Genomic DNA, 13,712 nt, shown 5'->3' with positions numbered 1-13,712 from the left:
TATAATTAGCGAAATACGATGAGGTTTATTTTTATGTTTTCGTGGTGGACTAAAGTTTCTTTTTCACTAATCCAAATCCCAATTAAATTATTTGTTAAAAGTAAACCTATACCAGCAGATCCGGTTTCTGAATTAGGTCTTGATACTAATAAACCCATATTATATGTTTTGCCCTATAATTCTAAGATTGATCTTATGGTTGTTCGTTCTTTATGTTCCAAGTTCGGCTTACCTGATCCGCTAGAAGGCATCGATATTAATGGTAATATGGTTCCTTCATATATTTTTATTGATAAAGGCCCGGGTATTTTTGCCTCTAATCAACAAAAAACAAAAGCAATTGACATTTTAAGAGAATATATTTCTGCTCATCAAGAAAATCCCGAGTTGGATATTCAAATGTTACCGGTTTCGGTGATGTTCGGACGCAGTCCAGATAAAGAAGGCAAAAAAAGCCCTTCTCTACAAGTGCTGGGAGCAACTTATAAATTATATAAAATCATTGTTTCAGGTCGAGATTGCTATACCCGTTTTTCAAGAACCGTGTCATTAAAAGATATTGAAATCAATAATCAACAAAATATTTCGGTCTTAGCCCATAAGCTTGCTCGTGTTGCACGTATTCATTTTACCAAACAAAGAATGGCATCAGTGGGTCCTAAACTGCCTGTACGGCAACAAATGCTGAATAAATTATTAACTAATCCTAGCCTTTCTGATGCAATTCAAGAAGAAGCCAAAAGCAAAAATATTAGTCTTGATAAAGCGAAAAAAAATGCACTGGCAATGTTAAACGAAATTGCCGCTAATTTTTCTTATCGAATGCTAAGAATTACCGATATTGTTTTAACTTGGGCATGGAACAGACTTTACCAAGGTTTAAAAGTAACCAATGCCGATCCAGTTCGAGAACTGGCGCAAAATGGACATGAAATTGTTTATGCACCGTGTCATCGCAGTCACATGGATTATCTTTTATTATCTTATGTTCTTTATCGACAAGGATTAGTACCACCTCATATTGCTGCTGGTATCAACTTGAACTTCTGGCCTGCTGGTCCGATTTTTAGACGACTAGGTGCCTTCTTTATTCGTCGTTCATTTAGAGGAAATAAACTTTATACTTCCGTTTTTCGTGAATATTTAGCTGAGTTATTTATTCGAGGCTATGCTGTTGAATATTTTATCGAAGGTGGGCGTTCACGTACCGGTAGATTGCTCGATCCAAAAACAGGCATGCTCATGATGACCATTCAAACGTTATTGCGTGGCGATGCAAGACCTATCACCGTTGTACCGGTTTATATTGGTTATGAACACGTTTTAGAAGTGGCGACTTATGCCAATGAATTACGCGGCGCAAAAAAAGAAAAAGAGAGTTTATGGCGTACGCTAAAAGCCTTTTTAAAATTAAAAAAATTAGGTTTTGGCTATGTTAATTTTGGTCAACCTATCCCACTGAACCAATTTTTAAATCAACAAATACCGGAATGGCGTGATGCAATTGAACCAACTGGCACCGCTCGCCCAAATTGGTTGACACCCACTACCAATATGCTGGCAAAACAGATCATGGAGCGTATCAATGCCTCAGCAGCCATTAACGCCATGAATTTATGTTGCTCTATCTTATTGGCAGCGGATCAACGGGCATTAACTAAAGTTAAACTTATAGAACATATTAATTATCTTCTTACATTATTAAAAAATATTCCTTATTCTGATTTGATAACGATTCCCGCTCAAAGCGCAGATGAACTATTTGAACATGCTAAACAGATGGGTAAATTTGTTATCACAACCGATGAGGCTGGCGAAATTGTCGGTTTAACCACTGAACAAGCGGTTTTAATGACTTATTATCGTAATAATATTCAACATTTGCTGATCATACCTGCAATCGTTGCCAGAATTCTTGTGAAGAATAATCGCATCTCCTCAGAAGCGGTTTTAGAGCAGGTAAAATTGCTTTTCCCATTAATTAAATCTGAACTGTTTTTATATCATAATGAAGCGCAGTTAGTTGAATATGTAAACCAAATTATCGCCACCTATTGTGACTTAAATTTAATTAGTTGTACGTCAGATAAATTAGTGCTCAATTATGCAAAAATGTCTGGTTTACAGTTAATTGCTTCGTCATCAAAAGATACCTTACAACGTTATGCGATTGCTTTTTCGCTTTTGCAAAAAGACCCTTCAATTAGTCGAGCTAATTTAGAAAAAGAAGGTCGATTAATTGCGGAAAGATTATCGGTATTACATGGAATCAATGCGCCAGAATTTTTTGATAAAGGGGTCTTTTCAACACTGGTTGCATCACTACGAGAACAAGGTTATCTGGATGATCAAGATAGTGCCAGTTTTCAAAAAATTGAAAACATGAATAACATCCTAAAACCTCTCATTACTCATCGAGTCTTGCAAACAATTGAGGAAATTAATCCTTAATCACGAGTTGGTATCGATAGAGTTTGCCCTTTTATCAGTGGCAAGCTCTATCAATATTGTTGAATATAGCAAAATCCACAATACCAATCGATTCACTTGATAGCTTGTATATTGATAATAATTTTAAGTTTTGTTAAGATACGCTTTACATAGTTATTGCAAAGTGCTGCTAACAATTTTAGATAAAATTTAATAAAAATTATCGGATCTTTTCTTCTGTTTTTTTGATTAATGTCAAATTTTAATCATTGATATCTGTTTTTTCCTTTATTTCCAATTGATAAACGATTATTATGAATCATTATCCAATAGGGATATTAGTACCTATCAATATAATAAATTAAAATGTAATGTCAGCTTTTAAGGAGTTCATATGCTATTTAACCGTAGACAGTTCTTTAAGATCTGCGCTGGTGGCATGGCAGGAACAACAGTTGCCACGCTTGGACTTGCTCCCAATGTGGCGCTTGCACAAACTCGCCAATTCAAATTATTAAAATCGAAAGAAACCCGCAATAACTGTACCTACTGTTCGGTTGGCTGTGGAATGTTACTTTATAGTCGAGGAGATGGAGCTAAGAATGCCGAATCTTCTATTTTTCATGTAGAAGGCGATCCTGATCATCCAGTTAGTCGTGGCTCACTCTGCCCAAAAGGTGCTGGGGTACTAGACTATATCAAAAGTGAACAACGTGTTAAATATCCCGAATATCGTGCTCCTGGCTCTGATCAATGGCAACGTATCAGTTGGGATGAAGCGATTGATCGTATTGCTCGATTGATGAAAGAAGACCGAGATAAAAACTTTATCGAGAAAAATGAACAAGGTACAACCGTGAATCGCTGGACATCAACCGGTTGGTTGGTTACTTCAGCTGCGAGTAATGAAACGGGTTGGCTAGCGTTCAAAATAGCTCGCTCATTAGGTATGCTAAGTCTTGAAACTCAAGCAAGGGTTTGTCATGGCCCGTCAGTATCAAGTCTTGCAGCAACGTATGGGCGTGGTGCGATGACAAATAACTGGAATGACATTAAAAATGCCAATGTCGTCATCGTTATGGGTGGAAATGCCGCTGAAGCTCATCCAGTTGGTTTTAAGTGGGCGATTGAAGCTAAAATCACAAATGGCGCTGAACTTATCGCTATTGATCCTCGTTTTCACCGCACGGCTTCGGTTGCCGATAAATATGTTCCGATTCGTGCAGGTTCGGATATTGCCTTCTTACTAGGTATTATTAATTATCTCATTACCCATAACGAGGTTAATTTTGAATATTTAGTCACACACAGTAACGCTAGCTTAATTGTGAGTGATGACTTTAATTTTGATGAAACTAGTGGTCTATTTAGTGGCTATAATGCTGATAATCGTCAATATGATCAAGCCAGTTGGACATATCAAAAAGATGAAAAAGGTTATGCGCTTCGAGATAAAACACTCACGCATCCACGCTGTGTTTGGAATCTGTTAAAACAACATGTAAGTCGATATACACCAGAAATGGTAAACAAAGTTACCGGAAGCCCGATAGACGGATTTTTACATGTTTGTCGGTCTCTTGCCAGTACGAAAACCAATGACCGAGCAGCAACATTTTTATATGCCTTAGGTTGGACACAACATACTTATGGTACCCAAATTATTCGTACTGCTGCCATGATTCAACTTATTTTAGGTAATGTGGGTGTCATGGGTGGGGGAATTAATGCCTTACGTGGACACTCAAATATTCAAGGTTTAACCGATGTCGGACTCTTATCCAATCGTTTACCTGCATATTTGGATTTACCTAAAGACTCGCAAGTTTCGCTTGAACAGTATCTGGATGAAAAAACCCCTAAACCGTTAGGCGCCAATGAGGTGAACTTCTGGGGTAACTATCCCAAATTCTTTATCAGTTTTATGAAAGCGATGTATGGTGATAAAGCGACTAAAGACAATCAATGGGGATTTGATTGGTTACCTAAATGGGATAAAACTTACGATATCTTACGCTTTAGTAAAATGATGCGTGACGGTCAAGCTAATGGTTTTATTTGCCAAGGATTCAATCCACTTGCTGCCTTACCTGATAAAAATAGTATTCGTGAAGGTTTATCTAAACTCAAATTCTTGGTGAGCATTGACCCATTACCCACTGAAACAGCCGAATTTTGGAAAAATCATGGTGAGTCAAACGATGTCGATTCAAGCAAAATTCAAACCGAAGTCTTTCGATTACCGACTAACTGTTTCGCTGAAGAAAACGGTACGATTGTCAATTCATCACGTTTATTACAATGGCATTGGGCAGCAGCAAAGCCTCCTTATGAATCGCTATATGACCCCGAAATCATTTCACGTATCTTTCTAAGAATCAAAGAACTTTATGCTGAAGAAGGCGGTGCTTATCATGAACCAATTAATAATCTTTCTTGGGATTACCAAGATCCAGAAGGGCCAGCAGCAGAAGAATTAGCCCAAGAGTGTAATGGTCGTGCTCTTGCTGACCTTACGGATACCAACGGTAATGTGATTCTGAAAAAAGGTCAATTATTAAGTGGTTTTTCTCAGCTTAAAGATGATGGTACCACCTCTTCAGGTATCTGGATATTCTGTGGTTCGTGGACTGAACAAGGTAATTTAATGGCAAGACGTGATCCAACAGATCCATCTGGTAAAGGTATCCATGCTGGTTGGGCATGGTCATGGCCAATGAATCGACGTGTACTCTATAATCGGGCATCGGCAGATGAACACGGCAATCCATGGGATCCAAACCGAGTATTGATAAAATGGAATGGTTCTCATTGGGATGGCAATGATGTTGCTGACTTTACCGCTACCTTGTCTCCAAGTTCTGGTGCAGGCGCCTTTATTATGAATAACGATGGCTTAGGTGGATTATTCTGCTTAAATCGTCTGGTTGATGGGCCTTTCCCTGAGCACTACGAACCATTTGAAACGCCAATTACCAATAATCCGTTGCATCCAGAACAAATCAATAATCCGGTTGCTCGAGCATTTAAAGAAGATTTAGCGCGTTTAGGTTCAGCAGATGAATTTCCTTATGTGGGAACAACATACAGTATTACAGAGCATTTCCACTTTTGGACACAACACGCAAGATTGGCCTCAATTACGCAACCAGAACAATTTATCGAACTAAGCGAAAATCTTGCCAATAAAAAAGGAATCAAATTAGGCGACACCGTTAAAGTGACTTCGTATCGAGGCTATATAAAAGCGAAAGCGGTAGTAACTAAACGCTTGCCTACGTTAACGGTAGACGGTAAAGAGATCGAAACCATTGGAATCCCAATTGTTTGGGGATTCACTGGACAAACTAAGAAAGGATTTTTGGTCAATGAATTAACTCCTCATTTAGGTGATGCAAATTCACAAACGCCAGAATATAAATCATTCTTAGTTAACATCGAAAAAGTTACCACAGTGGCATAGGCAGGAGGATTAATTATGTCATTACAAACTCAAGATATTATTCGTCGTTCTGCAACTAATGATTTAACGCCTGCGCCGCGAGCACGTGATTATCAACAGGAGGTGGCCAAATTAATTGATGTCACCACCTGTATTGGTTGTAAAGCATGCCAAGTCGCCTGTAGCGAATGGAATGACCTGCGAGCAGAAGTAGGCAATACGGTCGGTGTTTACGATAATCCCGCTGATTTGGAGCCTAAAGCATGGACGGTAATGCGCTATTCTGAAGTTGAAATTAACGGAAAATTTGAATGGCTAATTCGCAAAGATGGGTGTATGCACTGTTCTGAGCCTGGCTGTTTAAAATCTTGCCCTTCTGAAGGTGCTATCATTCAATATGCTAACGGAATAGTCGATTTTCAGTCGGAACATTGTATTGGTTGTGGCTATTGTGTAGCAGGTTGTCCGTTTAACATTCCTCGTATCAGTAACGAAGATAATCGAGCCTATAAATGTACCTTATGTGTTGATCGTGTTTCGGTTGGACAAGAGCCGGCTTGCGTTAAAACTTGCCCGACTGGTGCTATTCATTTCGGGACTAAACAAGATATGATTCGACATGCTGAGCACCGAATAGCCGATTTAAAAAAACGGGGGTTTGAACATGCAGGGCTTTATAATCCTCAAGCGGTCAATGGAACGCATGTCATGTATGTATTACATCACGCTGATCAACCAGATCTGTATCACGGTTTGCCAGATGAACCCCATATCAGTGAACTGGTTAGATTCTGGAAAGGCCCTTGGAAACCACTTTCAGCTGCCGCCTTTATTGCTACTTTTGGAGGATTACTTTTCCATTACATGGGCGTCGGTGCAATTGAAGTAGACGAAGAAGATATCGAACAGGAAAAACAAGCGGATAAACAAGCAAGAAAACGATTAGGATTACCTATTTTTGGTCGTAAAAATAGTGCCGACATACCACAAAAGGAGGAACATCATGAATAAAAAAGGAATGATTCTTAGAACACCACTTATTGTACGTTTTTGCCATTGGTGTATGGTGTGTCTTTTCATCTTAACGGCATTATCTGGTTTATCGTTATTTTTTCCGTCCATTAAACTATTTGGGCTTTTTCTTGGAACCCCTCAACTGGTTAGAGCGTTACATCCCCTAATTGGATGCATCGTCTTTATACTGCTGATGTTCATGTTTGTAAAGCTTGCTCATCATAATATCCCTAATAAAAATGATCTGTTATGGATCAAGAATTTTAAACACGTCATCATGGGCAAAGAAGAAGGTATACCCATTGGCAAATATAATGTTGGTCAGAAATTTTTATTTTGGTGTATCATGAGTTTAATCACTGTGTTATTCGTAACCGGTATGATTATGTGGCGAAGATATGTTTCAGATTATTTTTCAATTGAAATTGTTCGTATTGCAATCTTTTTCCACTCGTTTGCAGCTATTTGCTTAATCTTGCTCGCCATTGGTCATGCTTATATGGCTATCTGGGTTAAAGGTTCAATTAAAGGGATGATTACAGGGTATGTATCTCGAGCTTGGGCTCGAAAAAACCACTCTTCATGGTATGAAGAAGAAATGCAAAAAATCTATCAACAGGAACTGGAAGCAGATAAACCTGTAGACATGAAGCAAACAACAAAAGTCGAACAAAAAACAGCTTTATAGTTGTTTCTAAAATATATCTATTTTATCCGCTGATATTTATCAGCGGAATTATCTCAATCACGAAATCGATTATGGATAAAATAATCATGAATGGTAACCAATAATGAGTATAAAAATCATCCCACAAGTCCAGCTTGAAGAACAAAATATCAATTCCGTTATCAGACAAATTCCCTTACTTTTTTATCCTTCACCAACAACGCTCTATTTGCATCGAGCTAACAGGCTAAAAGAATTAGAAAAAAATAGTCCATTTAGTGATTATCTCTGTTTTTGTGCTCAATTAGCGCAAACGCAAGCAGACTTAGTTAGCCAAAAACCACTAAATAAAGAGCTATTCGAGCCATTAAATAATGATTTACCGCCACTGAGTATAGAAAACTTTTCATTACCCTACTCTTGGCAGGATTATTTAAAGGCGTTATTAAAATCATCATCAAATTTAACCGATCAGATTTCAATCGTGATTGAACAACTGAATAAAAACAGTATTGAGCAATTACAAAATAAAGCTTTGCATTTACTCAAAGGCGAATTCCACGCAGTTGATGGTAATGAAGCCGTATTTATTTGGTCTGCACTCTCTGTTTACTATAGCCAGCTAGCTAGCCAAATAAAAGGTAAAGCAGTATCCGAAAATAGTGATAAAAATTGGCTATGTCCCGTTTGTAATAGCATGCCGGTTGCCAGCGTCATTCAACTGGGTGGTCATAATGGACTGCGTTATTTACATTGTAGTTTATGTGAGAGTGAATGGTATGTGCCAAGAGTAAAATGTACCAGCTGTGATAATATGAAAAATATTGAATATTTTTCGCTAGATAGTGAATTGTCAGCGACTAAAACAGAATGTTGTGATGCTTGCCACTGCTATTTAAAAATCTTTGATCAGGATAAAGATCCGCATATTGAAGTTATTGCTGATGATATTGCCTCTTTAATACTTGATATCAAAACCGAAGAAGAAGGTTTTGCAAAAAGTGGTATCAATCCCTTTGTATTTGCACAATAAGAATTTAGCTTCGAATAAATTTAGAATTAACCTTGAATAGGTAACTGAACAATATTAGCAGCTATTTTTAGCTTTTTTTCATGAAAAGCAGGATAAAAAACCAATAATCTGATTATTATATTCTTAATTTGTTTGAAATTTTAGCGTATTTTTATATTAATCAGATGATGCCTCATCCTTTTAAAAAATAAGAATGACAAAAAAGTCCAATTACACCTTAACATTTTGGTTGAATCAGTTTAGAATAATACTATTGTACTAGTTTGCGAGTTTATTTTTATGAAACGCTTTTTTTTATTCAGTTGTTTGATGTTAATTACCCCTTTTGTGTGTATAGCCAATACGGTAAAAAGTGTTGCTATAACAGCAATTGTTGAACATCCATCACTAGATCAAATCCGAGATGGTGTAAAAGATGAATTAACAAGCAGTGGTTATCTATTAAATGAAAATTTAACGGTTAAGTACAAAAGCGCCCAAGGCAGTAGCGCGACTGCAGCACAAATTGCCAGACAATTTATTGCCGATAAACCCGATGTTATCGTCGCTATTGCAACTCCAAGTGCACAAGCAACAGCCGCAGTAACTAAACAAATCCCACTCGTATTTGCAGGAATTACCGATCCCATTGCCGCAAAGCTAGTTAAAAATTGGGAACCAACCAATACCAATATTACGGGTGTATCTGATTTTCAAGAGATTGGGCCTCAAATCGACTTTATGAAAAAAATTGTCCCGAATGTAAAATCGGTAGGATACATCTACAGTCCAAGTGAAATCAATTCCACTGTGGTAATGAAAAATTTGAAAGCACAACTTGCAGAACAAAATATTTCATTGGTTGCAGTGCCCGCACAACGAACTGCGGATATTTCAACTGCGGCAAATTCATTAAAAGGCAAAGTTGACTTGATTTATACGACAACCGATAACAATGTTGTATCTGCTTATGAATCATTAGTGAAATTTGCTAATGAAAACAAAATTCCTTTATTAGCATCTTTTCCTGATGCAATTGAAAGAGGCGCCGTTGCGGCTTATGGTATGAGTTATTATGATGTTGGTCGTCAATCAGGCAAACTTGTTGTTCGCATTTTGAATGGAGAAAAACCCGGCAGTATTGCGCCAGAAATTGGACAAGCATTACGGCTGGTTATCAATATTGAAGCCGCGAAAAAACAAGGCGCAACATTATCGCCTGAAGTTATTCAGTCCGCTTATAAAGTCATTGGTGAATAACATAATCCCATTTATGCTTTGCTGAATCAATCAGCAGAGCATACCCCTATTATCAACAGAACTCGCTTACTCTCGAACGAATGATTATTTTCGTTTTTTTATCTATAAAAGAAGCAAAATACACCCAATTTTTGTCGATTAAAAGTGCTTTACAATCACTAGTTATAACAGATTGTAATTAAAAATTTACAGCTAAATAAAGTGATATTCCTAGAAAATTATTTAAATATGATTTATAGTAAACACATATTTATCTAAGTTGTAAAAAAATTATTACAAAGGTACCTATATGCGTAATCGTATTTGTAAACTTATTATGCTACTCTGTTTATCAACCCTTACTTTTTCATCGTTTGCTGATACAGCAAAGGAACAAAAGTATGTTGCTATTACAGCCATTGTTGAACATCCTGCATTAGATAATGTTCGAAGAGGGGTGGAAGATGAATTAAAAGATAATGGTTATATCAACGGTGAAAACTTAAAATTACAGTATGCCAGCGCTCAAGGCAGTAGTGCTAATGCTGTTCAAATCGCTAAACAATTTGCTGCTAATAAACCCGATGTGATTGTCGGAATTGCAACACCTAGCTCACAAGCTTTATTAGCGACGACTAAACGTATTCCAATCATTTTCACGGCTGTAACAGATCCCGTTGCCGCAAGATTAACCCCTAGTTGGGAAGCGTCAAAAACCAATGTAACCGGTGTTTCTGATGCACTACCGTTAGATGCGCAAATAGATATGATGTTAAAAATCAAACCAGATGCGAAAAACATTGGTTATGTCTATAGTCCTAGCGAAGTCAATTCAACTATTGTACTTAAACAATTACAATCAGCACTAGAAAAACGTGGTATGCAAATTATCGCAGCTCCTGCTCAACGTACTTCAGATATTTCTACAGCAGCAAGAAGTTTAAAAGGTAAAGTTGATCTGATTTATACCACTACCGATAACAATGTCGTTTCGGCTTACGAGTCTTTAGCAAAAGTCGCTAATGAAAGTAAAATACCTTTGTTAGCCTCCGATCCTGACTCAGCCGAACGCGGAGCCATCGCGGCCTTGGGAATGAGTTATTATGACTTAGGACGCCAAGCTGGTAAAATCGTTATCCGCATTCTTAATGGTGAAAAACCTGGCGATATTCGGCCACAAATAGGTAACATTACACAGTTAACAATCAATAAAAAAGCAGCTGAGCGACAAGGCGTCGTATTATCTGAAGATGTATTGAAATCAGCAACGAAGATTGTTGAATAGTTTTTTAATTTTATCACGATACCGCTAATATTAGCGGTTAATTTTAATAGGTTTTTTTCATGTCTTTTGAATTTTTAATAGGCTCGCTGGGAATTGGACTTATTTATGCCATTGTGAGCTTAGGTGTTTTTATATCTTTCCGTTTACTCGATTTTCCAGATCTAACAGCCGATGCCAGCTTCCCGTTAGGTGGCGCAGTATGTGGTTTATGTATTTATATTGGTATTGACCCTTGGATTGCCACACTTTTAGGTATGTTTGCGGGGTGTATCGCCGGTAGTTTGACTGGATTGCTTTATGTTAAGCTCAATATTTTGCAATTATTATCCAGTATTATTGTCATGATAGGTTTGTATTCAATCAATTTAAGGATATTAGGTCTTGGACGTTATATTACTCACGAAACAACTGAATATTCAGGATCACCGAATCTTGCGTTATTGGATGCGAAAACTATTTTTTCACCCTTTATTTCAGAAGACTACAGTAACCAATATATTATTCAATCCGTTATGGTTTTTGGCTTTGTTGTTGTGGTTTGGTTATTGCTACATTTATTTTTAAACACCCAAATGGGATTGGCATTGAGAGCTACCGGTACAAACCAAAGAATGGCTAGATCTCAAGGTGTCCCAACGGGCAGCATCACCATTTTAGGTATGGCTATTTCCAATGGCTTAATCGCATTAGGCGGTTCATTATTTGTGCAAACTCAGGGCAGTGCTGATATTACTATCGGTGTGGGGACAATCGTCATTGGTCTTGCTTCTATTATCATTGGTGAAAGTATCTTCCCAACAAAACGTATATGGGCAATTATGCTGGCAGTTATTCTAGGCGCTATTCTTTATCGTTTATTTATAGCTGTAGCACTTAGTAATGAGTTTTTGCACAAAATAGGTGTAGGCACAGAAGACTTAAATCTTATTACCGCAATATTGGTTGTACTTGCTCTTGTACTACCTAAGCAATTAAAAAAATACTCGAAAAAAAGAGGAAATAAACATGCTTAACGTTGAACAATTGCAATTAACCTTTAACCAAGGTACACCTATTGAAAATCACGTATTACGTGGCTTAAATTTAAATATAAAAGAAGGTGAGTTTGTTACGATTATTGGTAGTAATGGTGCGGGTAAAAGTTCGTTACTTAATATTATTAGCGGAGATTTACTTAGTGACTCAGGGCATGTCATCATCAATGGCAAAGATGTAACGCGTGTTCCTGCCTGGAAAAGAGCAGGAATGGTTGCCAGAGTGTTTCAAGATCCGATGGTGGGAACCTGTGAAAATTTAACCATCGAAGAAAATCTTGCTATTGCTTATAATCGTGGACGTTGTTTTACATTACGCCCTGCACTTAATCGCAAAATTCAGTCCATATTTAAGGAAAAGCTTGCGACTTTAAATTTAGGTCTCGAAAATCGTTTATCCGATATGATGGGGTTACTTTCAGGAGGACAAAGACAAGCAATAAGTTTATTGATGTCGACCTTACAGCCATCTAAAATTTTGTTACTCGATGAACACACCGCTGCACTTGATCCTAAAACAGCTCAATTCGTTCTAGATCTAACTAATGAAATAGTGGGCAAAAACCACTTAACGACCATGATGGTAACACATTCAATGAAACAAGCTCTAGAATACGGAAACAGGACCGTAATGCTTCATCAGGGACAAGTCGTACTTGATGTTTCTGGTAAACAACGTGATAAGATGACGGTAAATGACTTATTAGCTATGTTTGAAAAAACACGCGGTGAAAAAGTTACCGACGATGCCTTACTTTTAGGTTAATATTAACAAACAAGCAATATTCCTTAATAGGAGTATTGCTTTCTCTTTTGTCTGTCCAATCAAACTCTCCAAACTTTAAGCTCTTTCAATTGCTTACAAAATGTTATCAAAGCATAAGCTAATAAAAGATCACTTTCCCATAAATAGTTAGTTAATAATAGAGATACTCTAGCTAACGCTTTTTTTTAAATATTTAATCTACAGACATTAACTTCGATTCAATATTTTTCCAATAAAGAGCATAAATTTGACTCATTGTTATTATAGAGAGCACTTGGCTTGGCTATTCGCCAGTTAAGTGTTAACCATTTAATCTTTAATGGAATTTTATAATCAAAAATCTAGTCTAAATAACAGATATGTTATTAGCATCAAACAAGTTTATCAATCATTGGGTAGGTCAAACCTACTGTTTAATATTTTTCATTCAATGAAAATTGAACTACGACATTACACTGATATAACAATAGATATTTAATGGAATTTTGTAATCGACGGCTTAATCTCGATAATAGACATGTTATTAACATCAAACAAACTTATTAATATTTGTAATAAGCATTAGGTAGATCCCTGCTGTTTGATATTATTCATGAGATACCGCTTCAAATGGTTTATTAAAAGCGATTAATGAGCTCATTTCCAGACTATATCCCTCTCTGCTCTTCAATTACGTTGATTTTAATTTCTTATATCATAGATAGCAAAAAAGCCCAGCATCTCTGCTGGGCTCTCGCTCTTATTTAAAAGTCTGGCGGCACCCTACTCTCACATGGGTAATACCCACACTACCATCGGCACTACGGCGTTTCACTTCTGAGTT

Annotated in this window: 9 protein-coding genes; all 9 read left to right on the top strand. The window is 37.1% G+C overall.

Annotation, left to right across the window (positions count from 1 at the left end):
* Nucleotides 1–33: 33 nt before the first annotated feature.
* Entirely contained in the window at nucleotides 34–2,451 is a 2,418-nt protein-coding gene (gene plsB / locus J3U36_RS08130) for a glycerol-3-phosphate 1-O-acyltransferase PlsB (RefSeq protein WP_267378958.1), read from the top strand.
* Nucleotides 2,452–2,824: 373 nt separating this feature from the next.
* Nucleotides 2,825–5,893 carry a formate dehydrogenase-N subunit alpha gene (fdnG, locus tag J3U36_RS08125; protein WP_267378954.1) on the top strand — a complete coding sequence of 1,023 codons (3,069 nt, stop codon included), beginning with the start codon at nucleotides 2,825–2,827 and terminating at the stop codon, nucleotides 5,891–5,893.
* 15 nt (nucleotides 5,894–5,908) lie between these two features.
* Nucleotides 5,909–6,883 (top strand): formate dehydrogenase subunit beta, encoded by a 975-nt coding sequence (gene fdxH / locus J3U36_RS08120; protein ID WP_294825775.1) that lies wholly within the window; start codon nucleotides 5,909–5,911, stop codon nucleotides 6,881–6,883.
* Nucleotides 6,876–7,574 carry a formate dehydrogenase subunit gamma gene (locus J3U36_RS08115; RefSeq protein WP_267378951.1) on the top strand — a complete coding sequence of 233 codons (699 nt, stop codon included), beginning with the start codon at nucleotides 6,876–6,878 and terminating at the stop codon, nucleotides 7,572–7,574. Before fdxH ends, J3U36_RS08115 begins: the two co-directional genes overlap by 8 nt.
* 103 nt (nucleotides 7,575–7,677) lie before the next feature.
* Nucleotides 7,678–8,586: a formate dehydrogenase accessory protein FdhE gene (gene fdhE / locus J3U36_RS08110; RefSeq protein WP_267378949.1), complete on the top strand. Its 909-nt coding sequence runs from the start codon at nucleotides 7,678–7,680 to the stop codon at nucleotides 8,584–8,586.
* Between the two features lie 279 nt (nucleotides 8,587–8,865).
* Nucleotides 8,866–9,825, top strand: coding sequence for an ABC transporter substrate-binding protein (locus J3U36_RS08105; protein ID WP_267378947.1), 960 nt, complete (start codon nucleotides 8,866–8,868; stop codon nucleotides 9,823–9,825).
* 316 nt (nucleotides 9,826–10,141) lie between these two features.
* Nucleotides 10,142–11,089 (top strand): ABC transporter substrate-binding protein, encoded by a 948-nt coding sequence (locus J3U36_RS08100; protein ID WP_416379827.1) that lies wholly within the window; start codon nucleotides 10,142–10,144, stop codon nucleotides 11,087–11,089.
* A 59-nt stretch (nucleotides 11,090–11,148) separates the two neighbouring features.
* Entirely contained in the window at nucleotides 11,149–12,102 is a 954-nt protein-coding gene (locus J3U36_RS08095; protein ID WP_220216043.1) for an ABC transporter permease, read from the top strand.
* The gene (locus J3U36_RS08090; RefSeq protein ID WP_267378942.1) at nucleotides 12,095–12,889 is read left to right on the top strand and encodes an ABC transporter ATP-binding protein; all 795 of its coding nucleotides are present in this window, start codon (nucleotides 12,095–12,097) and stop codon (nucleotides 12,887–12,889) included. Before J3U36_RS08095 ends, J3U36_RS08090 begins: the two co-directional genes overlap by 8 nt.
* Nucleotides 12,890–13,712 lie beyond the last annotated feature (823 nt).

This window comes from Gilliamella sp. B3817, assembly GCF_026536705.1.
Lineage (GTDB): Bacteria > Pseudomonadota > Gammaproteobacteria > Enterobacterales > Orbaceae > Gilliamella > Gilliamella apicola_I.
The sequence above is the reverse complement of the archived record's forward strand: the minus strand, read 5'-3'. Positions and strand labels throughout refer to the sequence as shown.